Source organism: Weissella confusa, from assembly GCA_041871065.1.
Classification (GTDB): Bacteria; Bacillota; Bacilli; order Lactobacillales; family Lactobacillaceae; genus Weissella; species Weissella confusa_A.
This window is the reverse complement of the sequence record CP168942.1, coordinates 692,028-716,380: the sequence shown is the minus strand read 5'-3', so window position 1 is coordinate 716,380 and position 24,353 is coordinate 692,028. Positions and strand designations below refer to the sequence as shown.

At 46.5% G+C, this 24,353-nt stretch carries 22 protein-coding genes, 1 pseudogene and 2 riboswitches; of the genes and pseudogenes, 3 read left to right on the top strand and 20 right to left on the bottom strand.

Annotated elements, in window-relative coordinates; all coding sequences use genetic code 11:
• Positions 1 to 18: 18 nt before the first annotated feature.
• A complete protein-coding gene (lysA, locus tag ACAW68_03205) occupies positions 19 to 1,305 on the bottom strand; it encodes a diaminopimelate decarboxylase (protein XGA16577.1) in 1,287 nt (428 codons plus the stop codon).
• 13 nt (positions 1,306 to 1,318) lie between these two features.
• Entirely contained in the window at positions 1,319 to 2,434 is a 1,116-nt protein-coding gene (gene alr, locus ACAW68_03200) for an alanine racemase (protein ID XGA16576.1), read from the bottom strand.
• Between the two features lie 105 nt (positions 2,435 to 2,539).
• Positions 2,540 to 2,709: riboswitch (Lysine riboswitch) on the bottom strand.
• A gap of 108 nt (positions 2,710 to 2,817) precedes the next feature.
• Here alr and ACAW68_03195 point away from each other — a divergent pair.
• The gene (locus tag ACAW68_03195) at positions 2,818 to 4,173 is read left to right on the top strand and encodes an aspartate kinase (GenBank protein XGA16575.1); all 1,356 of its coding nucleotides are present in this window, start codon (positions 2,818 to 2,820) and stop codon (positions 4,171 to 4,173) included.
• A gap of 56 nt (positions 4,174 to 4,229) precedes the next feature.
• Here ACAW68_03195 and ACAW68_03190 read toward each other — a convergent pair whose 3' ends face one another.
• From ACAW68_03190 to ACAW68_03180, 3 genes are read right to left on the bottom strand one after another with little or no spacing between them, the layout of a single operon-like run.
• The gene (locus ACAW68_03190) at positions 4,230 to 5,246 is read right to left on the bottom strand and encodes a DUF3114 domain-containing protein (protein XGA16574.1); all 1,017 of its coding nucleotides are present in this window, start codon (positions 5,244 to 5,246) and stop codon (positions 4,230 to 4,232) included.
• Positions 5,247 to 5,279: 33 nt separating this feature from the next.
• Entirely contained in the window at positions 5,280 to 6,272 is a 993-nt protein-coding gene (rbsR, locus tag ACAW68_03185) for a ribose utilization transcriptional repressor RbsR (GenBank protein XGA16573.1), read from the bottom strand.
• Between the two features lie 15 nt (positions 6,273 to 6,287).
• On the bottom strand, positions 6,288 to 7,142 hold the full coding sequence (locus ACAW68_03180) for a homoserine kinase (protein ID XGA16572.1): 855 nt from the start codon (positions 7,140 to 7,142) through the stop codon (positions 6,288 to 6,290).
• Between the two features lie 265 nt (positions 7,143 to 7,407).
• A riboswitch (THF riboswitch) is annotated at positions 7,408 to 7,506 on the top strand.
• A gap of 42 nt (positions 7,507 to 7,548) precedes the next feature.
• On the opposite strand from ACAW68_03180, the gene ACAW68_03175 reads away from it, so the two are divergent.
• Positions 7,549 to 8,097: a folate family ECF transporter S component gene (locus ACAW68_03175; GenBank protein XGA16571.1), complete on the top strand. Its 549-nt coding sequence runs from the start codon at positions 7,549 to 7,551 to the stop codon at positions 8,095 to 8,097.
• 44 nt (positions 8,098 to 8,141) lie between these two features.
• On the opposite strand, the gene ACAW68_03170 is transcribed toward ACAW68_03175, so the two are convergent.
• Complete coding sequence (locus tag ACAW68_03170) at positions 8,142 to 8,456, bottom strand: hypothetical protein (protein XGA16570.1); 315 nt, start codon at positions 8,454 to 8,456, stop codon at positions 8,142 to 8,144.
• 186 nt (positions 8,457 to 8,642) lie between these two features.
• Between ACAW68_03170 and ACAW68_03165 the strand changes: the two genes are divergently transcribed.
• Positions 8,643 to 9,299: a metal-dependent transcriptional regulator gene (locus tag ACAW68_03165; protein ID XGA16569.1), complete on the top strand. Its 657-nt coding sequence runs from the start codon at positions 8,643 to 8,645 to the stop codon at positions 9,297 to 9,299.
• Positions 9,300 to 9,352: 53 nt separating this feature from the next.
• Here ACAW68_03165 and ACAW68_03160 read toward each other — a convergent pair whose 3' ends face one another.
• From ACAW68_03160 to fabZ, 14 genes and pseudogenes are all read right to left on the bottom strand, one after another.
• Complete coding sequence (locus ACAW68_03160) at positions 9,353 to 10,078, bottom strand: class A sortase (GenBank protein ID XGA16568.1); 726 nt, start codon at positions 10,076 to 10,078, stop codon at positions 9,353 to 9,355.
• Between the two features lie 299 nt (positions 10,079 to 10,377).
• Positions 10,378 to 11,022: a redox-sensing transcriptional repressor Rex gene (locus tag ACAW68_03155; GenBank protein ID XGA16567.1), complete on the bottom strand. Its 645-nt coding sequence runs from the start codon at positions 11,020 to 11,022 to the stop codon at positions 10,378 to 10,380.
• A gap of 187 nt (positions 11,023 to 11,209) precedes the next feature.
• On the bottom strand, positions 11,210 to 12,508 hold the full coding sequence (locus ACAW68_03150) for a DEAD/DEAH box helicase (GenBank protein ID XGA16566.1): 1,299 nt from the start codon (positions 12,506 to 12,508) through the stop codon (positions 11,210 to 11,212).
• A gap of 90 nt (positions 12,509 to 12,598) precedes the next feature.
• Positions 12,599 to 13,591 carry a Gfo/Idh/MocA family protein gene (locus ACAW68_03145; GenBank protein ID XGA16995.1) on the bottom strand — a complete coding sequence of 331 codons (993 nt, stop codon included), beginning with the start codon at positions 13,589 to 13,591 and terminating at the stop codon, positions 12,599 to 12,601.
• Between the two features lie 128 nt (positions 13,592 to 13,719).
• On the bottom strand, positions 13,720 to 15,087 hold the full coding sequence (gene rlmD / locus ACAW68_03140; GenBank protein XGA16565.1) for a 23S rRNA (uracil(1939)-C(5))-methyltransferase RlmD: 1,368 nt from the start codon (positions 15,085 to 15,087) through the stop codon (positions 13,720 to 13,722).
• A 145-nt stretch (positions 15,088 to 15,232) separates the two neighbouring features.
• Entirely contained in the window at positions 15,233 to 16,126 is an 894-nt protein-coding gene (gene htpX, locus ACAW68_03135) for a zinc metalloprotease HtpX (GenBank protein ID XGA16564.1), read from the bottom strand.
• Positions 16,127 to 16,143: 17 nt separating this feature from the next.
• Positions 16,144 to 16,713 (bottom strand): LemA family protein, encoded by a 570-nt coding sequence (locus tag ACAW68_03130; GenBank protein ID XGA16563.1) that lies wholly within the window; start codon positions 16,711 to 16,713, stop codon positions 16,144 to 16,146.
• An 86-nt stretch (positions 16,714 to 16,799) separates the two neighbouring features.
• Complete coding sequence (locus ACAW68_03125) at positions 16,800 to 17,834, bottom strand: serine hydrolase domain-containing protein (GenBank protein XGA16562.1); 1,035 nt, start codon at positions 17,832 to 17,834, stop codon at positions 16,800 to 16,802.
• A gap of 13 nt (positions 17,835 to 17,847) precedes the next feature.
• Positions 17,848 to 18,168, bottom strand: coding sequence for a Txe/YoeB family addiction module toxin (locus ACAW68_03120; GenBank protein XGA16561.1), 321 nt, complete (start codon positions 18,166 to 18,168; stop codon positions 17,848 to 17,850).
• A gap of 110 nt (positions 18,169 to 18,278) precedes the next feature.
• The gene (locus ACAW68_03115; GenBank protein ID XGA16560.1) at positions 18,279 to 20,003 is read right to left on the bottom strand and encodes a phospho-sugar mutase; all 1,725 of its coding nucleotides are present in this window, start codon (positions 20,001 to 20,003) and stop codon (positions 18,279 to 18,281) included.
• Between the two features lie 97 nt (positions 20,004 to 20,100).
• Positions 20,101 to 20,799: a ribose-5-phosphate isomerase RpiA gene (gene rpiA, locus ACAW68_03110; protein ID XGA16559.1), complete on the bottom strand. Its 699-nt coding sequence runs from the start codon at positions 20,797 to 20,799 to the stop codon at positions 20,101 to 20,103.
• 98 nt (positions 20,800 to 20,897) lie between these two features.
• Positions 20,898 to 22,529, bottom strand: a pseudogene (accA, locus tag ACAW68_03105) (carboxyltransferase subunit alpha).
• A gap of 11 nt (positions 22,530 to 22,540) precedes the next feature.
• Entirely contained in the window at positions 22,541 to 23,917 is a 1,377-nt protein-coding gene (gene accC / locus ACAW68_03100; protein ID XGA16558.1) for an acetyl-CoA carboxylase biotin carboxylase subunit, read from the bottom strand.
• A 1-nt stretch (position 23,918) separates the two neighbouring features.
• Positions 23,919 to 24,350 (bottom strand): 3-hydroxyacyl-ACP dehydratase FabZ, encoded by a 432-nt coding sequence (gene fabZ, locus ACAW68_03095; protein ID XGA16557.1) that lies wholly within the window; start codon positions 24,348 to 24,350, stop codon positions 23,919 to 23,921.
• Positions 24,351 to 24,353 lie beyond the last annotated feature (3 nt).

Below are 24,353 nucleotides of genomic sequence, written 5' to 3'. Positions count from 1 at the left end.
GCTATGACCTCTTTCTTCCTATAAGTAGTGGCGATCTAGTCGCACGATATCTTGATAGCTTTCACGTTCAACAACCACCTTTGCTTCGCCGTTTTCAACAAAGACAACAGCTGGACGTGGGTTGCGGTTATAGTTGGATGCCATTGAGTAACCATATGCCCCAGTTGCCAGAACGGCGAGGACATCCCCAGCCTTCGTCTTTGGCAACGCCTGCTCCCAAACCAGTACATCCCCTGATTCACAGTACTTACCAGCAACGCGCACGACTTCTTCCGTCGGTGCGTCTGGTTGGTTAACCAGCACAGCTTCATACTTGGCTTGGTACAACGCCGGGCGAATGTTGTCGCCCATCCCACCATCAACAGCTAGGTATGAACGAATGCCTGGCACATCTTTACGTGAGCCAATTGTGTACAAGCTCACCCCTGCTGGGCCAACGATTGAGCGCCCCGGTTCAATCCAAACGGCCGGCATTGGCATCCCATATTCAGTCGTCTTTTCAGCAATCGTATCAATAATCGCTGCCACGAAATCAGATGCTGGAATGGGTTCGTCATCTTCGGTGTAGCGAATGCCGAAGCCACCACCGGTGTTAATCACCTTAGGATTGAAGCCCCATTCATGAACCAAATCAACCAACTTTGTGGCTGCCATTTGGAAACCAGTCACATCGAAGATTTGTGACCCGATGTGCGCGTGAACACCCAACACATTGAAGTGTGGATCTGCTAATGCTTCTTGCAACGCTGCTTGCGCTTGGCCACTGTTCACATCAAAGCCAAATTTACTGTCCGTTTGACCCGTTGAAATGTAGTCGTGCGTGTGCGCCTCAACACCTGGCGTAATACGTAATAGGATGTTTTGCACACGGTCACGTTCAGCCAACAAATCATGAAGCAAATGCAATTCGAAGAAGTTGTCGACAATAATCGTGCCCAGGTTGTTTTCGATTGCCACCACAAGTTCTTCTTCAGACTTGTTATTACCATTAAAAGAGACATCACTCATTGGAAAGTTTGCTTCGAGGGCCGTGTAAATCTCACCACCCGACACAACATCGATGTGCATTCCTTCTTGAGCAGCGACCTCATACATTGCAACTGTTGCAAAAGCCTTTGAGGCGTATGAGACAGCGTAATCAACTTGGCGTTCTGTAAAGACGCGCTTGAAGTCACGCATCTGTTGGCGCATTGCTGACACATCGTAGGCATACAAAGGTGTGCCAAATCGTTCTGCTAATTCGTTTGCTTCTACACCGCCAACCGTCAAATGGCCGGCAGCATTCGTTTCATATGGTGTTGTCATCTTATTTCCCCTACTAATCTGTAATTTGACGATAAATGCGTTCTTGTAAGCCAGTTGAAATTTCCCAAGGTGCCAATCCCACATAATCAGCGACATCTTCAAGGCGGTTTTCAACATCACCTTGGCGACCGATAATCGTAACGGTCGTGCCAATTGGTAACTCGCCAGGCAATGAAATCATCATCTGATCCATGGCTAACTTCCCAACAATTGGGCGATGCTCGCCATTCACAATCACTTCAAATCCTTGCATCTTACGTGGCAGACCGTCACCGTAACCAACCGGCACCGTGCCAATCCACTCGCCTTCTTCCGTGTAGTACGTGTGACCGTAGCTCACACCTTCGCCCTTGTGGCAACGCTTGACGAATACTAACTCTGTTTCAAGCGTCATCACCGGCTCCAAGTAATCATCATCACGTAGCTCACCAAGCGATGGTTCAACGCCGTACACCACCGTACCCGCACGAATCACATCCGTTGGCATTTCATCAGCGTGATACATGGCCGCTCCTGAGTTAGCGAGATGAACCAAAGGTGGCATTGGTAGGCCGTCCGTCAACTCATGCCAGCAGTGCAATTGTTGATGGAAGTAATCTTCCTCTGTCGAATCTGCTTCAGAGAAATGCGTCATGATGCTTTGATAATCAAAAATGTCTTCATGGGCCTTCAAATAGGTAATTGCCGTTTCCAACGTCGCGCGTTCACGGAAGCCGATGCGCCCCATACCGGTATCTACCGCCAAGTTCACTTGCAAACGTGGACCATCAGGACTTAAGTATTCGGCGGCCGTTTCCAACCAAGCAAGCGAACCGACCGTTGCCATCACTTGGTTATCGGCTAACAACTTCGCGTATTGTGGCAACGTAATCCCCAACACCAAAATTGGCGCGGTGATACCTGCTTGGCGTAATGCCAATCCTTCATCCAAAACTGCGACAGCCAATCCATCAACGCCACCCGCTAAGGCGGCTTGGCTCATAGGTACCAACCCAAAACCATAAGCATTGGCCTTCACTGCCAAAAAGACGAAACTTGCTTGCGCACTTTCACGAACTTGTTGGACATTATGTGTGACCGCAGCTTGCGAAATATTAAGACGTGTCGGACGTGTGACTGCTACTACCATGATGCTTTCCTCTTTTTCTTTAGTGTCCGTCGGGCAAATAAAAACGATCAACCGACGGCACTATCGCACTGTCAGTTGATCGCTCGAAAAAGCATTCAAATAGACTGTTACGATAGCTCTCCGCTGATTTCCAGCGACAGTCCAACAGCTCTTAACTGTTGTCCCAACAAATTAGTTGCGCTAATTCATTTCGGCGACCGCCCCTTTCACTTAACGTCCTTGCCGGTGCCGGCTCGGTTAAGCTACTCTTGTTGGTCGCAACCTCTATCAATAATTAAGATACGATTAGAATACTCCTTAGAATTATGAGTGTCAAGGGTTGACTTTTGAGAACTTTTCTTTTTAAATTATCGTCAATTAGCCATTATTTGAAGGAGTTCATCATGAAAGTTGTAAAATTTGGCGGGTCCTCCCTTGCGAACGGACCGCAATTAGAGAAAGTTTTGAATATTATGTTGGCCGATACAGATCGTAAAATCCTTGTTTTATCAGCGCCAGGTAAGCGTTTTAAAGAAGATATCAAAGTCACTGATTTATTAAAGACCTACGCGCAACTGACAATTGTTGGTGAAGACACGACCGATATTCAAACGCAGATTTTACAACGTTACCGGGACATTGTTACTTATTTTGAATTAGAAGAAAATGAGATTTTATCATCCTTATCTGATCAACTTGCACAATTGAGTCGCATTCACTACCCGTCATTTGATTACTTATATGCAGCTTTCATGGGGCATGGTGAATATTTGAATGCACAATTGGTCGCGTATGTTCTCCGCGAACTCGGTCATCCGGCGCAATTTGTGTCACCACATGACCTTGGCTTAACCGTGTCAGGCTCACCGATGGCGGCCCGTGTGAATGAAGATAGCTATGACCGCATCGCTGCGTTTAATCTACCTAGTGAGGGTCTGATTGTTGTCCCTGGTTTCCTTGCCTATACCACTGATGGGTTGATGGCGACATTCAGTCGCGGTGGTTCTGATATTACCGGTGCCATTTTGGCTCGTGGATTCCACGCGGACATGTACGAAAACTTCACTGATGTTTCAGCTATCTATGCCGTTGATCCTCACATCATCAAAGCACCCGCTGCGATTGAAACTATGACCTACCGTGAGATGCGAGAACTCGCCTACGCTGGTTTCGCTGTTTTCCACGATGAAGCGATTATTCCAGTTATCGAAGCGGATATACCAATTAACGTGAAGAACACAAACGAGCCAGATGCGCCTGGTACGATGATTGTGCCGGTGGATCAAGTTTCTAATCCAGCGAAGGTCACTGGTATTGCTAGTGACGACCGTTTCGCTGCGTTGTACCTACACCGCTACTTGCTTAACAAGGAAGTTGGTTTCACGCTTCGTATCCTACAAATCTTGGCCCGCCACGGTGTGAGTTATGAACACATGCCATCAGGTATCGATGACATGACGATTATCTTTGATAAGACGCAACTCACCCAACCAATTCAAGATGCCATCTGCGCTGAAATTCAAGCTGAAATCGCGCCGGACCATCTCGAATGGATTGATGATTTTGCGATTATCATGGTGGTTGGCGAAGGTATGCAAAATCGTGTTGGCGCGTTCTCGGAAATCGCAACGCCCCTTTCTGAAGCCGGCATTACATTGCCTATGATCAACCAAGGCGCCTCACAAATTTCATTGATGCTCGGTGTAAAAGCCAGCCAAGTCAATGACGCCGTTCGTGTGATTTACGACGCCGTCTTCTAAATAACGACAAAAAACCGAGAACCTGTTTAACACAGATTCTCGGTTTTTAATTGTGATTAAAATTGATTCTTCGCGTAATTACGCAACGTTGACTCAAGGCCAGCGTTACGGGCAGCTGGGCGAACATCCAACGCTTGGTGGATTTCACCACCTTGGCCAGCGTAGTTAGCTGACTCAGTGTTGGCAATCATTTGCAACTCATCAAGTGAGTAAGCATTATGATCTTGTACAAAACGTACTGACCCATCTGCAACAATCACTTGATGCGCTTCAAGCGGTTGCCACAATGACACAATCTGATCAGCTGAATCGAAAATCAATTCAACGTGATAATCAGGTGTGACCACCTTAACATTTGATTGATCCGCTACGCCACGATTGTGTAGGCTGACACCTGGGTGCAGCACCTCGTGTCCCATCTCTTCAAGGACCTTTGCCTCATACATCGCACGCGTCCAGCCTTGGGCACGTACAAAATCAGACACTGGCTTACCAAGATAGTAGCGCAGTTGGTTGTCAAACGTCGCCGTCAACAATCGACTGGTTGCATAACGTGAGCGAATACCATTCCAAGCACGGTACTTCAATCGCATCAAGTAGGCAACACGGTTAACAAACTGCCAATAGGCTTGTAGTTCATCTTCATCATTGATTTGTAGATAGTATAAATTGGGCGTCGCTTCACGATCGTCCCAAAGACCCAAATGTGTCATTTGCACAAAGTTGGTTTCATCTAGATATAACCCCAAAACATTGTACAACATCCCCAAACGGTCGGTTGCTGGCGCGCTACCACGGTGGAAACCGGCTACTAACATATCTGTAAATAGCGCCGATCCCACTCTGTGTGCTTCAAACCACTTGGCTTCCAATACATCCATCATCGTCGCATCGTTTAGCTCTGGTGCCTGCGCAACGGCCTCAACATATGTTGCCAAAGACTTAGGTAACCAGCCATCAGCCATCAACGTCTCAACTTGCCCTATCAAAGCTGCTGACATTGCTGCCTTATGTTCGGTTACTCCGGTCGGATTCGCTATTAAATCGCGTGTTCGCTTAAACAAAATTGTCATGGCGCACCTCCTCAGACTACTAGCTTACCATAATTAAGCTAATGGTGCAGTCGACTCGCGCACAATTAAATTCGCATCAAAGGCAGAAACTTGGCGTGGCGCGTCTGGTTCCGCAATGCGCTTAAGCACTGAATCCAGCGCCGCCTTGGCAATATCCCAAACTGGCTGCTCAATCGTCGTCAACGCCGGGCGGAAGAACTCCGCATAATCCGTGTCGTCATACCCAATGACAGACATTTGTTCTGGCACCTTAATTCCGATAGCATTCAAGCCCGAAATCACACCAATTGCCAACTCATCATTCAAAGCAAAGGCAGCCGTAGCGTGTGTTACTGACACGGCCATTGCAGCCGCACGACCCGCGTGCTTGGTCAAATTACGCGTGGCAACTTCACTGACCTTCACGCCAGCTTCAGCCATCGTTTCCTTGAAACTAGCCGTACGGTATTGCAAGTTATCCGTATAAACTTGATTACCCAACAAAACCACGTGCTTGTGCCCCAACGCAATCAAGTGTTCCGCCGCCTTGCGACCACCTTGCGTATCTGATGCATAAACTGCATCGGCATCTTCCAATTCATCGTGGTTTTCAAGGACAACCATGGCAATGCCACGGCGACGCAAACTACGCGCAACAGCGGGTGGATTAGACAATTGACTCGCCACAACCAACCCTTGCGCACCCGCAGCCACCAACGTTTCAACCGTTTGATCAGCCGTGCTGGTTTCCGCCGTCATGATTTGCAATGACACATTTTCTGGCAACACTTCTTGCATACGTTGCACAATGTCACCAAAATATGGATTGCGCAAACTTGGCACAATCACCCCAATCATGGTTGTCGTGCCACGCTTCAAGCTACGGGCACTGGCATTTGGCACATAACCAACCTCGTCACGTGCAGCCAACACCTTTTGTTTCGTGGCGTCTGAAAATCGCTCGCCCTTACCGTTCAGTACTTGTGACACTGTTGCAATTGAAACCCCCGCCAAATTAGCAACGTCACGGATTGAAGCCTTCCCCATTATTCCTTCTCCTTCTTAAAACACTGTTAACCCAGTTCCTGCAATATCAACCACTTTAAATTCACCTGGCAAATCCAAATAAGCCAGCACATCTAACAAATCTTGGGTTTGGTTAGGTGCAACCAACGTCACCACCGCTGGTCCATCACCCGCAACCACCGATCCATAGACATCAAGCGCATGTGATGCTTGACGAATCGCGGCCAACTCTGGCACGTCATTAATCACCGCACGTTGGATATTGTCCGTTTCCAATAATTGACCAGCCAACACCAATTGTTGTGACTGCCAGGCAGCCAACAGCATATTACCGGCAGCTGCCGTTGCGGTTGCGTCCGCCAACGCAATCTCGTTTGGCTTGTCAGTCTTGTCCGTGCGTTGGTAATCAGGCAAATAGATGACCGCTTGATATTCAGGTGCGACCACCCCGCTAGCAAAAACGTTACCGTCGTTCAAGTAGCTGGCTGTGACACCACCAAGCAAGGCAGCTGTGACATTAGCAGGTTGCCCTTCAGTACGAGCGGCCAACGTCAACTTTGTGTAGTCATCTAGGCCGAGCTCACCGAGTTGGTTCGCCAATTCAATCGCCGCCAAAAGCGCCGCTGTTGATGATCCCAGGCCTTGGCGCAATGGAATATCTGACGTCACGCGCAACACATGTGGCGTAATGTCTGGATACAACTTCTTGGCAACTGCCACAATGTAATTCGTCTCATCATAAGGAATCGTATCCCCTAGATTGTGTTCAACCACCCAAACATTGCTTGCTTCAATGATTTCGACCGTTAATGATAGGTCTAGCGCCATGCCTAGTGACGCGACCCCAGGCCCAAAATTGCCTAATGTTGCAGGTACCTTAATTGTTATCATGATTAATCTCTTTCCGGGTTAAATACTATGTAAACATTTTACCAACTTTTGAAAGGTTTTACAGCCCCTTTTGCGACTTATGTTCACAAATTAACCCACAATTCGCAAATTAGTTGCCTCTATCAACTAATATTGTTCGTATATTCCGAACGATAAAACGTTTTAACATTTTTCTTTCGTTGTTAAACATTTTACTTTGATAAATACAATAACTTTTTGTATCTCTTTCGGACAAGTTGTTCTACAATAGAACTCGTAACAGAAATGCAGGGTAGATTTTGATGCGTTAAGTGCTGTGGAAACGGAATGTGGGCCACAGACGAAGGACTGATACGTTCGCGATATCATTATCACATTCACTGTAATAGGTGAAACCCTCCAAATAAAATTAGGAGGTGTTTTCGATATGAAGACATTAAGTTACGCATTGCCACGTTTGCGCACGACGCAGTTGGCATTACTAGGAATTTTGATGGCGTTGGAAATCGTCATCGGCCGTTTTACGTTTGGACCAGCTTCCGTTAAGGTCGGCTTCACGTTCATCGTTGTTGGGTTGATCGCCAAGTGGTATGGCCCTTACTGGGGAATGATTGTTGCATTCTTCAACGATTTTATTTCAACGATGATCAGTGGTTATAGTTATTTCTGGGGATTCGCCCTTTCAGCGCTAGTTGGTGCTGCCATCTACGGGTTCTCATTCTATAACCGTGAGCACATCAGCTGGGCCCGTGTAATCATCACGGTTATTCTAGTTTTGGTTATTGTTAATGCCATTATGAACACGCTATGGATTGTGATTATGGGCGGTATGACTGATCCACACGCAATCACGTCACTTCTTTGGGTACGTGGTGTGAAGCAACTCATCTTCCTACCAATTCAAGCAATTATCCTTTATTTTTTTTTGAACCACCCCGTTCTTGAGCAAATGAAGTCACGTCTGATGATGAAGTAAAAAATAAGAGGATTCGACAAGCGTCGAATCCTCTTATTTTTTACTTAGAAACTTTGATGAACGGCTAACCCTTGTTCGACACAAGCTGTCTCAAAAGAATTGGCGAACTTGTTCCGTTCATCGGGTGTGCTGAACTTTAACTTAAAGGAGTTTTCGATTGTGTCACAACCAATATGATAGACACAACTGTCATAAACGCGTCCAACGAATACTTGTCGCTTACCATAGCCAGATTGCTTAACGGCCGAATAAACGAATAATGCGGTCTGCTGCGGGATTTCGCGAGCACTGTCTAATAGTGCCCACAGCTTTTGTTCCCCGTGTAGCTTGTTTTTTTGGTGAAACTCCTGTCCGTACATGTCTGCCTCCAAAACTTCAAACCTGATGGCGATACCACCAGTGCGCTATCAACAAACTAAGCATATCCTGAATTTTATTTTTCGGCAAATCACCTTTATGTTTTTTAAAGGACTTAACTTTTATATCCGGCACTTCATGTTATAATTAACGCACTGAACAAATTATCGTAAAAAAGGAATTTCATTATGAGCGAATCCGTATCAAAAACGCAGTATCTGCAAACGATTTTAGAGCTAAGTGGCGGTGACGACGACAGCAAGATTTCAAACAATCAAATCGCTGATCACTTGAATGTCACGCCTTCTTCAGTTTCAAACATGTTGGCGAAGTTGCAAGAAGCCGGCGAAGTTGATGTGGTGCCTTATTACGGCGTTACGTTGACGGAACCAGGTCGTCAAACTGCCCTTCGTTTGATTCGTTCTCACCGTTTGATTGAAACGTTCGGAGCAACTAAGCTCGGTCTTTCAATTTCTGAAGCGCACTTTAACGCTGACAATTTGGACCACGATGCTGACGATGAATTTGTTAACGCCCTTGAAAAGTTCTTGGATTATCCAACTTATTCACCCCATGGGTTGCTCATTCCAGACGCAAATTACAATTATGCACCAGACAAGTTGCGCACATTGCGTGAAGCACACGATGGTGAAACCGTCACGCTTAACAGCTTTACGGAAGACTTGGAATTGCTTCAATACGTTGAGACGGTTGGCGTAACCCTTGGTAGCACCTGGACAATCAAGGAACGTCTGCCATTCGATGGTCCACTTGTCTTAACGGATGGACAAAACGAAGTCCAAATCACGCAACACGCTGCTGATTTTATTTATATTAACGACTAACAACAAAAGCCATTGGCTCCTCTATTTGAGGCGCCAATGGCTTTTTTGCATCTCTACTTAATCCAACGGTTAGCCGTCGTGAATGCCTTTTGGATGTCCTTTGGTGTGTCTGCCCAGCTCTTCACACCTTGCAACTCACCACGCATCATAATACGCCCACATTCGGCCGTGTAATCACATGTAATCAACGTGACCAACTTCTTGCCTTCAACTGGATAAACCCAATCGACATCGGTTGGTTGGATGACCTTGAAATCTACTGCTTCATAGCGGTAAACCTTATTCATATCAGTCAGGTAAATGTCCTGGCCCACTTTCCCCTTGTAGTAAAGTGGTGAAAACAACAAATCACGACCTGAATCACCCGGAATAAAGTGGGATGCCAACGCGTAATTGCCTTCGCCCATCACTTCATCAGGAAACATCGTCCCAGCCCCCAGTGACAAGTTCAAATCAGTTGTGCCGTTTGAAATCGGCACTGAAATCCGCACCTCAGGCACGGCCACAAACCCGATAAAGTTAATCTTATCTGAATTCAAGCGCGCTTGGAGGACCTGCTGCGCTGTCAAAGCGCCCACCTTTTCCCAATTATAGTTCGCTTTCTTCTTTTCCTTCTCACCTGCCTTGATCGACTGCTTCGTGACTTGTGGTTCGAACGACTTTAATGCAAAGTTGGTAATTTCGTTATGAAAAATCAACCCCAACGAAATTAGCAAAATCAGTAGAACGCCTAGCCATTTCAGCCACGCACGTTTCTTTTTATTTTTCTTTTCACTCATATCAACGTCACCCCTGTTAATTTACTTGTATCGTACCACCAAATTAATAAAAAAATGGGCCTCCGATATGAATATATCGGGGCCCATTTTACAAACAGTCGTGGTGGTTAAGCACGCCCATTTGCGGCGTTATCATTTTAGAGGTCTTAGACAATAATAACGTTTATAACATATGAGAAATGCTAAGTATGAACTACTTAACATATATTATTCTACCAAAACAACTTCCACAAAGTAAGCGTTCTCATGTTTCAAAATGAAATAAAAAGTCACCCAGGATTGGGTGACTTATCATGTCGTTATTCAGCCTCTGAACCGCCAAAGTTGTTGATGAAGTACAACAACGTTTGCAATTCGTTCGTCAAATCAACGTTTTGCACGCGGACATCACTTGGCACATCCAAACGCAATGGCGTGAAGTTCAAGATTCCGTGTACACCGGCCTTTGCCAAACGGTTAGCCAATTCTTGGGCAACTGGTGCTGGCACCGTCAAAATTGCCACGTCGATGCGTTGATCAGAAATTTGCTTCTCCAAATCGTCCATGCTGTAAACAGGGACACCAGCTTGAATCGTGTTCACGATATCTTCGTTGATATCAAAAGCTGCAGAAATGCGGGCGTTTGAGCTTTGGTGGAAGTTAAAGTTCAACAAAGCTTGTCCCAAGTTACCAACTCCGACTAGGGCAACTGATGCCAATGTGTCTTGGTTCAAAATTTCACCAAAGAACGTCATCAATGCCTTAACGTCGTATCCGTAACCACGCTTTCCCAATGCACCAAAGTATGAGAAATCACGACGAATCGTCGCAGCGTCAAACTTTACGGCATCAGACAATTCGTTTGATGAAACGCGAGTCGTACCCGCATCCAACAAAAGCTTCAAGTAACGGTAATAAATTGGCAAACGCTTTGCGGTCGCGCGGGGGATGTCATGTTCTGCCATGTCAACCTACCTCATTTTCTAAAAGTTTTATTTTCATGCTATTTCACAAACAAAAAAACGTTTGTGAACTCTCTATCCTTATTTATAGTAACACATTCCCCACTTTATGTGAACTAAATAACAATGCATTTTCACAAACTAAGGATAAAAAGAAAGACCGCTATTTCCGGAATAGCGGTCTGAATGCCTAGTTTTCGCCGTTTTTACGCTTTGGCTTACCCTTGTTTTTACTGTGCTTACGCTTAGCTTTTTTCTCTTTTGCGAAGCGATCTGTACGAGCCACGACCTCTTCAGTCTTCTTCTTTTGCACCTTACGAACCTTGGCAACTGGACGTGGCTTGTCAGCGACTTCCTTTTTCGCCCCTGGTTCTGCTGTGTGACCAGCTGAACCTGAGAATGAAGTTGGCTTCGTTGCTTGGCTGGCACCATTAACCAATTGAATATCAACTGCCACCAAACGACGCAAATCACGTAAGTCGTGATCATTACCGAATGAGATGACCAAACCATGCTTCCCCATACGACCAGTACGGCCGGCACGGTGCGTGTACGTTTCACCGTTACGTGGCAAATCAAAGTTAATAATCGCTGGCAAGTCAGGAATATCCAAACCGCGCGCGGCCACATCCGTCGTCAACAAGAACTTTGCCGTTCCCTTACGGAAGTTTTCCAATGACTTGGCACGGGTTGAACTTGAGTCACCACGGACCAATGTTGCCATCGCAACGTGTTCGTGCGCCAAGAAACTAGCCGTCACCTTCAATTGCTTGGTTGTGTTAAAGAACACAATGGCTTGGAAGTTCTTGCGGGCTGCTAATTGACGCAAACGCTTGTTACGTTGCTCGCGGGCAGTTGGCCAGAATTCGTGGGCAATCGCCGTTGGAATTGGCACATTACGTTGATCAATACGCGTAAAGTCACGATCGAACAAACCAGCTGCAATTGTCGTATCAACTTCAGTTGCGCCAAACAAGGCAACTTGTACGTCAGGGTCGTCAATTGCGTCCCAAACACCGTCGATTTGCTTAGCAGTGTCTTCCGTCAACAATTCGTCCGCTTCGTCCAATAGCAACGTGCGCAAACGCTTCAACTTCAACTTACCGTTGTCGACCAATTCAGCGACACGACCTGGCGTTCCCACAATCACTTCTGGGTGCTTCTTCAAGGCGTCTAGTTGGCGCTTCACGTTCGCACCACCTGTCAAAGACAAAACCTTCAAGTCCACCAAAGTTGCCCATTCACGCACAACACGTGTCGTTTGCATGGCCAATTCTTGTGATGGTGCCAAGATTAGCAATTGCTCACCATCCCCCGGTACCAATGTTGGCAACAATGGCCACGTAAAGGCCAATGTCTTTCCAGTTCCAGTTGGTGCCAAGGCGTCGATTGATTCACCGGCAGCCAACGGTTCAGCTACGGCTTCTTGAATTGGCGTTAGCGTGGTAAACCCAACGCTCGCCAATCGTTCTTCAAAACGAGTATCCATTTTCTATCCTCATTCAATTTCTTTCATTGTCTTTCTAATTGTAACAGAAAAGCGCCCCACAAAACGTGCGACGCTTATCATTCGTTCATTTTACTTGTCAGCTGGGAAAACAATGCCAGCATCGTGACGCAAATTCGTCATTACAATGTTGACGCGTTGGCTCAACGTCAACAATTGACGGTATTCTTCATCGTTAGCAACTGGATCATTGATAATCTTGGCAAAGACGTTCATTTCAGCCACCATTGGGTTTCCTGGGCACGCTTCACTCAACACAGTGTCATTCCCTTGGCCATCCTTGTATGTGACCTCATGCAATTCTGCAATGCTATCAATCACGATTGTATCGCGCATACCCAAAATTTCTGATTGTAGGTAACTGTTGGCACCCTTACCAAATTGGACCGTCACATCAAAGTCAGCGTAACGCAAAATGGCAATACCGCGACCATCGGCCCCATTACGCAATGGTGTTGCGAAGTAGTGACTTTCCTTTGGCATACCAAACAATGCAATTGCCGCATAAAGTGGATAAACACCCAAATCAGTCAAAGCACCCGCACTAAACTCACGCGTCAAAACGTTTGGCTCCTTACCAGCTAGGTAGTCGTCGAAACGTGATGAGTACTTCTCGTAGACCAAAGTCGCACCAGAAATGTGATCCATTTCGCCAATCTTCTTTGCAATTGCCTTGAAGTTTGGTTGGTGAATGTGGCGCGCAGCCTCAAACAAACGCACATTTGGGTGCTCACGAAGCAATGAGTACACTGCTTCGTACTCCTTCGTGTTTGAAAAGGCTGACTTTTCAACAATCACGTGTAGCTCGTGCTCGATTGCTTGCACAACTTGGTCATAGTGCAGGCTGTTTGGGGATGCAATGTACACCACTTCAATCCCGCTGTTGTAAAAATCAGCCAAGTCAGTAAACACAGGGACATCCCCGAAATCAGCGGCAAAAGCTGCCCCCGTTTCAGCACGGCGTGAGTATACGGCTGCTAGTTCATATTCATTAGATTCATGTGCGGCCTCAACCAGCATCTTGGTAATCCAATTTGTACCGATTACACCTAACTTTAGTGTCATTTCCATATCCCTCGTTTCCTTAAAGCGCTTTCAATAATACATTCATTATACATTGCGATACCAAAAAAGCCCACCAAACAGTTAGACTGTCGGCGAGCTTCTTCAGGTTATCGATGTATTTTTTAATATTAGTCCTTAACGAACACAGTGATTGACTCAATGTGCGTCGTTTGTGGGAATTGGTCGATTGGTTGAACAGGTCCCTCAATGTGGTAACCGTTCTCCAAAATTTGAACCGTGTCACGTGCCAACGTTGCAGGGTTGCAGCTAATGTACACGAACTTTTCTGGTTCCATGCCAGTTGCGGCGTCGATCAATTCTGGCGTCAATCCCTTACGAGGAGGATCAACGAAGATAACGTCTGGTCGCATACCAGCATCGTGCCACTCAACCATCTTCTCTTCGGCCTTACCCAATTCGAACTTGGCATTCGTCACACCGTTGATGTCGGCGTTACGCTTGGCGTCGTCAACGGCACCAGGTACGATTTCGACACCCAAAACTGACTTAACACGGTCAGCAATCGTCAATGAAATCGTTCCGATACCTGAGTAGGCGTCGATAACTTCTTCATCACCGTTCAAGCCAGCCTTGTCAGCAGCCAATTGGTACAACGTTTCCGTCGTTTGTGGGTTAACTTGGTAGAATGAGTTTGGTCCGATGGCAAACTTCTTACCGAACAACGTGTCAGTGATGACATTCTTCCCCCAAAGGGTGTTGTTCTTCTCGCCCAAGATAACGTTTGTCTTTTCTTGGTTAACGTTTTGGATGATTGACTTCACTTCAGGCAAAGCTTCGCGAATGTCTTCAACAATCATCTCTGCGCCTGGCAACTTCTTTGAACGCGTTACCAAAACAACCATCATTTCGTGGCTGTAGTAACCGCGACGCACCATGATGTTACGGATAACACCTGTGTGCTCAAATTCGTTGTAGGCTGGAATGTGGTACTTACGCAAAATATCACGGATAACCACGATAGCCTTGTCAATTTCAGGATCTTGAATGTAGAAATCCTCAATTGGCATCAAGTTGTGTGAACCACGACGGAAAAATCCAGTCGTCAATTCACCACGCAATTCACGCGTAGGAATTTGCGCCTTGTTACGGTACCCAGTTGGGTTCTCCATACCAAGCGTCTCAGAAACTTCAACATCAACGTGTTGCTTCTTGAACAATTCTTGGATTTGGTTTTGCTTGAAACGCAATTGTGCATCGTACTTCAAGTGAGCCAAAGGTGCAATTCCCGTCGTCAACGTTGCCACGTCAACATCCTTGTTGCGGTCCTCTGATTCCTTCAATGTCTTCACAACACGTCCGAATGCGTACGTTCCAGCAACCTTCGTAATGCCGACACGGATTTCTTCACCCGGAACAGCATTTGGGACGAAAATTGGGAAATCATCAACCTTAACGACTCCGTTACCTTCGTACGTTAGATCGATGACCGTTGCGTCAAATTCTTGGTTCTTCACCACTGGCGCTTTCTTTTTCATCTTAATCTCCTTTTGTTGGCCTTTTCGACGACCATGTTACTTGTCCATTGTAACACAGTTAAATTGTAAGTTTCATGAGATGCCCGTGAGAGTTTTGACAAAAACACCCGCGCCATGCAGTTTTGCACGACGCGGGTGTTGTGTTTTACATATTGCGTAAAGCTTCGATACGCTTTTCCATTGGTGGGTGGGTGGCAAACAAGTTCGCCATCTTATCCCCCTTTAATGGGTTCGCGATATACAATGCTGAACTTTCTGGTGAAACGTTGGCTTCTGACATCGGTTCACTTTGCGAAATCTTAGTGAGGGCATTGATCAGCCCCTGTGGATTACGCGTCAATTCAACCGCCCCAGCGTCAGCCAAGTACTCACGGTTACGTGAAATCGCCAATTGTACCAACGTAGCAGCCAGTGGCGCCAACATCAACACAAGTAATGACACAATCATACCGATTGCATTACCGCCACCTTCGCGATCACGACTACGGTTACCACCGAAGTACCAGAAGTGCGTTCCTAGGTTGGCTAGCAACGCAATCGCTGACGTCATCGCCACAGCAATCGTTTGCAAACGGATGTCGTAGTTACGAACGTGGGTCATCTCGTGGGCCATAACACCCTCTAGCTCTTCACGATTCAAACGTTGCAAGATACCCGTGGTCGCTGCGACCGCTGCGTGTTCTGGGTTGTTTCCCGTCGCAAACGCATTCGGACTTGGATCGTTGATAATAAAGACACGTGGCATTGGCACTTGCGCCACCATCGCCATATCTTCAACGATGTGCCACAAATCAGGCGCCTCATCCGCACTCTTGATTTCGCGGGCGTGGTTCATAGACATGACAACGTCAGTCGATTGACCAACCATGTATACCGTATAAACCAGGCCGACCACAAAGGCAATCACGATTCCCTGTTGCCAGTGACCATTCATCAGAAAGGTTCCCAATGCAGCCCCGACAACCCCCATGAATAGGAAGAATCCAAAGAAAAGCATCACTGTTTTACGCTTGTTTTTGGCAATTTGGTCAAATAACATCTGCGTTTAAACCTCGATTACATTCCTTGATCGTCAAATGATACCTTAACAACCTGCTTCTCTTCTTCAGGCGTCTCCAAGAATTCGCTTGGTTGGAAGTGGTGAATCCCAGCAATAATGTTTGTTGGGAAAGTTTGCAACTTGGCGTTGTAGTTCGCCGTCGTTGTGTTGAACAATTGACGTGAGTAAGCAATCTTGTTTTCCGTGTTCGTCAACTCATCCATCAACTTGTTGTATTGGGCTGATGCCTTCAAGTCTGGGTAAGCTTCTGCAACCGCAAAGACTGACTTCAAACTCGTCGTCAATTGGTCAGAAATTTCCATGGCTTGTTGGTGGTCGCCAGATGGTACTTGTGTCAAAGCGTTACGCAATGATACAACCTTTTCCAACGTACCTTGTTCGAACTTGGCATAACCCTTAACCGTTTCCAACAAGTTCGGAATCAAATCGTTACGACGCTTCAATTGCACATCAATTTGGCTCCAAGCCTCTTGCGTGTGCATACGTGCCTTTACCAAGCCGTTGTAAATGCTGATCCAAATCAAACCAATCACAACAACGACTGCGATAATGATGATAATTGTCATCTATATTGCCCCCTATTAAATTGTTTTTATGACATCTTTTAATGCTAATTTCATTTTACCAGAAAGTTGATGGTATTACCGAAATATCAAATTTGGGCAAAGAAAGCTTGGGTAAATTCGTAGCGGTCTTTTAGCCAGCTCGTGTTATTACGCGTTGGATGCACACGGTTCGTCAAAACGACCATCCCCTGCATCGTACGGTAATTAACTGCCATGATTGTGCCAGTGAAGCCCGTTTGGTACAACCAATCCGTGACCACAACCGGATTATCTTCACCACCGTATGTCCAGTAGTGCCAACCAAACGTGCGAATTCCGGCTTGGTTGTCCTTCAGATAAGCGTGCATATCAGCCGGCAAATCTTCATCCGGCATCAACCACTCGTGTACGAATGACAACGCATCTTCAGCTGTCGCAAACATGCCGGCGTGTCCACCAGCACCACCCAGCAAATGCGCCTTGAAATCATCGACCTCACCCTGCAAGACACCCCCACGGAATGGCACGTCCTCGGTTGGTACGAAACGATCAAGTGGCGCATCAAAACGGCCCTTGTCAGCTACGCGATAGCCCGAGTTAGCCAAATTCTTAGGTGCCAACACATTCGCCGTCACATCCAACGCCAGTGGCATGTCATCAAGTGCTTCCAACACCTTACCCAACACCATGAAGCCAACGTCGGAATACTTCGTTACTGTGCCGGGTTCGTTGATTGTGTCACCTAGCATCAAATCTTCTTCCAGCATCTCACGGGTCAGTTCAGGCACCTTGCGCACGCTACTTGGCAAGCCAGAATTATGCCACAACAATTGACCAAGCGTAATCTCAGCGTTACCAAAAGCTGGCAAGATTGATTGCACCGTCGTTTCTGGCGTTACTGTCCCTGCCTTGAATAATTGCAAATAGCGCATCGTCGTATAGAGCTTGGTCAAACTCGCTAAGTCGTAAATGTGGTTTACAGACAAAATATCGTCCGCAAACTCGCCTGTACCGACTTGTCCGACTGAGGCAATTTCTTTTTGGTTTTTGAAATTCACCACGCCGACTGTCGCCCCAAACAAGCGTCCATCATCGACCATCTTTTGGGCGATATTTTCTAGGCGTTCAATTAATTCTTCCATTTTCAATATCTCCTCAAGATGTCATCGACTTCATGTAGTGGTAGCGAAGTTGGGCAATCGTCACATCCCCATTACTTTCAGGGAAATAAATCATGCGGTTGGCGCTATCAATGCGTCGTGACCAACCACCATCAAGTCCTGCCTGTAGTTCAGGCTTACCCGTTCCTTCGAACGGTGTGCGGAATACTTCCTTCAGAAGCTTGTTTATCTTTTTCGTTGTCTTTGGATCTTGCGTCAAAAAATATTGATAGTCATCGAATGCTTGTTCAGTAAAAATTAGCTTTTTACCACCACGCATACCGTCGGCTAACTTCTTAGCTGCTTTCATCGTCATCAGCCGTCACCTCATCTCTTATGTATACCGTTATCATATCATGATGAAATAACGGCCACTATGAAAAAGACCGCCACAACTCAATTGGTTGTAGCGGTCAATCATTATTATTAGTCTACATAAGTTGCAATCGTTGCTTGGATAGCAGCCAACTCTTCGTCAGCAGCTTGTGCCGTAGCACCCTTCGTTCCAACGTAGAACTTAATCTTTGGCTCAGTTCCTGAAGGACGAACGGCTACCCATGAACCATCAGCCAACCAGTACTTCACCACGTTTGCCTTTGGCAACGTCATTGGCGTTACGGCACCCGTAGCTGTGTCCGTCTCAGTTTGCAATGAGAAGTCTTCAACCTTGGCAACCTTAACACCACCAAATTCAGCAGGCGTCTCAGCACGGAACTTGTTCATCAATGATGCAATCTTGTCGGCACCGTCGATACCAGCAAACGTCAATGACTTCGTGTTTTCAACAAAGTAACCGTATTGCTCGAACAATTCTTGCAAACCATCGTACAACGTCTTACCCAATGACTTGTAGTAAGCTGCCACTTCGGCCAACAAAACCGTTGCTTGAACTGAGTCCTTGTCGCGGGCGAATGACTTTACCAAGTAACCGTATGACTCTTCAAATCCGAACAAGAACGTGTGCTCGTTCGTGTCTTCGAAGTGTTGGATTTGCTCGGCAATGTACTTGAAGCCAGTCAAAACGTTGATTGTCTCAACACCAAAGCTCTTAGCAATATCAGCTGCGAATTCTGATGACACGATTGACTTAACCAAAGCACCGTTAGCTGGCAACGTGCGGTCAGCCTTCTTGGCCGTCAACAAGTAGTTCAACAAAACGGCACCAATTTGGTTACCCGTCAACAATTGGTACTCACCTGATGGTTGGCGAACCGCCGTTCCCATACGGTCAGCGTCTGGGTCAACCGCGATAACAACGTCAGCCCCCTGCTCCTTAGCCAAAGCAATTCCCATTGCCAAAGCTTCTGGATCTTCAGGGTTTGGCAACTTAACCGTTGGGAAATCACCATTTGGCTCAGCTTGTTCAGGCACAATCGTCACGTTTTCAAAACCAGCGTTCTTCAATGCTTGACCAGCAATAAAAGCACCCGTTCCGTGCAATGGTGAGTACACCAACTTCATGCCCTTACCAACAGTGTCGATCAACTCTTGGTTAACCGTCACCGTCTTCACTTCAGCCAAGTAAGCATCGTCGACATCCTTGCCAATCTTAACCAACAAACCAGCTTCGACCAACTCAGCTTCATCCTTAACTGGCACTTCGAACATGTCAGCTTCACGAATTGAGGCCGTGATGATGTCTGATTCCTTAGGTGGCATTTGTCCACCATCTTCACCGTAAATCTTGTAACCGTTGTATTCCTTAGGGTTGTGTGACGCCGTAATCATGATACCTGCGTAGGCGTTCAAGTGGCGAACCGTGAATGACAACTCAGGCGTTGGACGCAACGTCTCAAAGACATAAGCCTTGATGCCGTGCGCTCCCAAAACCTTAGCAGATTCGATAGCGAATTCTGGTGAGAAGTGACGTGAATCGTAAGAAATCGCAACACCACGTCCCTTAACAGCGTCGTCCAATGAATCCATCAAACGTGCCAAACCTTCAGTTGCTTGACGAACCGTAAAGATGTTCATACGGTTGATTCCAGCACCCAAAAGGCCACGCATACCAGCCGTTCCGAATGAAAGTGGTTGGTAGAATGCGTCTTCAGCAGCCTTTTCATCAGCTGCCAACTTCTTCATATCGTCTTGCAAGTTTTGTGGCAAATCAGTACGATCTGCCCAAATTTGGTAATTGTCTTGCCAAGTCATAAGTATTAATTCTCCTTTTAATAAGTCCCCGAACTTACTACTATTGCTCATTATTATACCATACGCTATTTTGTGAATTTGAAAATTATGTGGACAATCAGCGATTTTCAATAGTTTCGCGCTCGATAATTACTAACTTTTCACCACCAATTATGACAGCGTCCGCCACGTTCAAAAACAAGCCGTGTTCAACCACACCGATGGTTTGCTCCAGATAATAAGCCAATGCTTGTGGGTGCTCAATGACTTCAAGATGTAAATCGATGATGTAATTGCCAGCGTCCGTTGTCAAACGTTGGCCATCTGGCAAACGGCGAAATGTTGGCGCCATATCAGCGGCATCGAAACGCTTCAAGAGTTGGTGACTACCATACGGCACCACTTCAACTGGTAATGGAAATTGGCCTAATTGGTCATGATACTTACTTTGATCCACAATCCAGATATTACGCTTGGAATTTAGCGCGACAATCTTTTCAAAGAGCAATGCGGCCCCACCACCTTTGATTCCATCCAAATTGGCATCTACTTCATCAGCCCCGTCAATGGTCAAATCGATTGCGGGCACTTCATCAACTGACTTCAGTTTGATTCCCCAACCTTTCGCCAAAGATGACGTTTGGCGTGAGGTAGTCACCCCAACAATATCCAAACCTTCACGATTGATTCGCTCCGCTAGTTTTTCAATGAAGAACTTAACGGTTGAGCCAGTCCCTAGACCAACAATCATGCCATCCGTAATCAACGAAGCTGCGTACTCGCCAGCTTGTCGCTTTTGTTCTGTAATTCGATCCATGATTCATCCCCCGTCTATCCAACTTCATTTTACTTAACCCCACAAAAAAACGCCAGATAGTAACTATCTGGCGTTCGATATTGAATAATTGCAATTGTTTAAAATGCTCGGAAACGTGCGCGACGTTGCTTAACAAGTTCATCAGGTGCAAGTGATTGCAACTTTGAAATCTCATCTTGCAACTTGGCACGAACCAAATTGAAGACACGTGCATGTGAGCGACTCTCTGGGACGATGTAGTCAATAATCTCGTTCGCTAAGAGATCATTAGGCGTCAATCCCATCAATTCGGCTGCTTCGGCACTACGCTTGGCATCCTTCCACAAAATAGCTGCAAATCCTTCCGGAGAGAGAATGGAATACGTTGAATTTTGGAACATCCAAACTTGGTCAGATGTTGCTAGGGCCAACGCGCCCCCTGACCCACCTTCACCGTACACAATGGCAATCATTGGTACTGGGTACGTCATACTTTGCAGAATACTTTGGGCGATTGCCTCACCTTGTCCTTGATCTTCAGCTGACTTACCAGGAAAGGCTCCTGGCGTGTTGATAAAGGTGATGATAGGACGACCAAACTTAGCTGCTTGGTCCATCAAACGGGTAGCCTTACGATAACCGTATGGCTCAGGAGACCCGTTGCGCTTTGCCAACTTGTCTTTGATATCGGTTCCCTTATCAACGGCAATAACCGTAACTGGCTTACCATCAAGGTTTGCTAGGCCACCGATGACACTCGCGTCATCACCAGCAAAACGATCACCGTGTAATTCAAAGAAATCAGTGAAAATACCGTCAATAATTTCGCGTGCTGAGAATCGATCCTCACGCGACTTTTTCACCACCTGCACAGGAGTTAATTCACGACGAAATAGGGCTGCCATTTACTTAACCTCCGTTGTTTGGTGAAAACGCACAAGTTGTGCAAGAATTGCTGCCATTTGTGGGCGTTGCACAATCGCATCGATAAAGCCATTTTCCATGACCGTTTCGGCACGTTGGAACTCCTTAGGCAACTTTTCGTGAATCGTTTGCTCGATGACACGCTTACCAGCAAAACCAACCAATGCGTGTGGTTCGGCCAATGTAATGTCACCTTGCATGGCAAATGATGCGGTTACCCCACCCATTGTTGGGTCTGTCAGAACCACAATGTATGGCAAACCGGCATCTTGGTGGGCCGCAACTGCGCCTGACACCTTTGCCATTTGCATCAATGAGTGAATACCTTCTTGCATACGTGCACCACCAGATGCGGTAAACAAGATGACTGGCAACTTAGCTGCCGTCGCGTGCTCAAACAAGCGCGTGATTTTTTCACCTGTGATTGATCCTAGTGACCCCATGATGAAATATGAATCCATGATACCGATAGCAACCCGCTGGTCTTCAAGGGTCGCTACTCCCGTCAAGACTGAGTCACCCAATTCCGTTTGTTGTTGCGCACGTTCCAACTTCGCCGCATACCCTGGGAAGTCTGAATCTGCCAACTTCAAATCAGCATCTAGTTCTTCAAAATCATTCGTCATCAAGGCCATGCGTTCGCGTGCTTGCAAACGGAATCCATAGCCACAATTTGGGCAGACACGGTGGTCACCCAATTGCTTTGAATAGAGTTGTGCGCCACAGTATGGGCACGCCAAGAACAAGCCATCTGGAATGCGATCATTTAGGTTCGCATCTCGCTTAATCTTGGGAGTTGAAACCGTGGTGTTATTAAATAAATCCATGCCTCTCCTCCTTAATCCGCCTTAGGCAGACTGGCTTGCCAACGTGGCAAGAACTCCTTCTCCAAGTAACGTGTGTCGAACATGCCACGGGCAACCGTTGGATCGTGCAACAACGCCTTTTGGAATTCAGCGTTCGTGCTGACCCCGTGAACAACCAATTCATCCAAGATGCGGTCCATCTTCGTGACTGCATCGGCACGGTTATTAGCGTGAACCAACAACTTACCAATCATTGAGTCGTAGAATGGTTGAATCTTATCACCAGCATAAATGGCAGAATCGATACGAATACCAGGTCCACCAGTTGGCAAAAAGGCAAAATCAATTGTTCCGGCACTAGGTGCAAAGTTCTTTGCTGGTTGTTCTGCGTTCAAACGCACTTCCAAAGCATGTCCCTTCAAGGCAATGTCTGCTTGTGACACAGACAACGGCTCACCAGCTGCCACTTCAATTTGCATACGAATCAAGTCGACACCGGTTACCATTTCAGTAACTGGGTGTTCAACCTGGATACGCGTGTTCATTTCCATAAAGTAGAAATTGCCATCGTGGTCTTGCAAGAATTCCAATGTTCCGGTGTTCTCGTACTGCAAAGCGTTAACCGCCTTCGTTGCGATTTCACCAAGGTTGTCACGCATTTCTTGTGTGACACCAAGCGCTGGACTTTCTTCCATGACCTTTTGATTGTTACGTTGCAATGAGCAATTACGCTCAGGGAAGTACAATACGTTGCCGAAACGATCACGCATCACTTGCATCTCAATGTGACGCACGTTCTCCATAACCTTTTCAACGTACATGTGTTCATCCCCAAAGGCAGCCTTGGCTTCACGCTGGGCATCATCGAACTTGTCTGCCAACTCATCAGCTGAGTAAACAAAACGCATTCCCTTTCCACCGCCACCAGCCGCAGCCTTTAGCAATAATGGATAACCCACGCGATCAGCTACCGCCTTGGCTTCTGCAGCATCACGAATGAAGCCTTCAGAACCAGGAATCACTGGTACGCCAGCAGCGCGCATTGATTCACGAGCGTTAGCCTTATTACCCATCAGTTCAATCACCTTAGGGCTCGGACCAATCCACTTCAAACCAACCGCTTCTGCCATTTCAACGAACAACTCATTTTCAGATAAGAAACCATAACCTGGGTGAATCGCTTCAGCACCCGTCAACAACGCGGCACTCAAGATATTCTTCATGTTTAGGTAACTATCTTTTGACTTTGGTCCTCCAACTGAAATTGCTTCATCAGCCAACTTCACATGGAGGCTATCCGCATCAGCTGAAGAGTAAATTGCGACAGATTGAATGCCCATTTCCTTCAGTGTACGGATGACACGAACGGCGATTTCACCGCGGTTCGCGACTAACACTTTCTTGAACATTTTAGTCTCCAATAATAAACGTCAAATCAGCTGTTGTAGCCTTCTTACCGTTAACGTAAGCAATACCCTTACCTTCACCGATTGGTCCGCGCAAACGATCTAGCGTCACTTCAAGACGCATTTGATCACCAGGCTTTACCATCTTACGGAAGCGAGCCTTCTTGATACCACCAAAGTAAGCTGTCTTACCCTTAAACTCAGGCATTGACAACAACGCAACTGCACCAGCTTGGGCAAGCGCCTCAATCGTCAAAGCGCCTGGGAACGTTGGGTTACCAGGGAAGTGGCCTTGGAAAACCTCTTCGTTGATTGTGATGTTCTTAATCGCAACCGTCTTCTCACCAGGCACCAATTCCTCAACCGTATCCAACATCAACATTGGGTAACGGTGTGGCAAGATCTCTTGAATTTCTTGTGTGTTTAATACTGACATGTC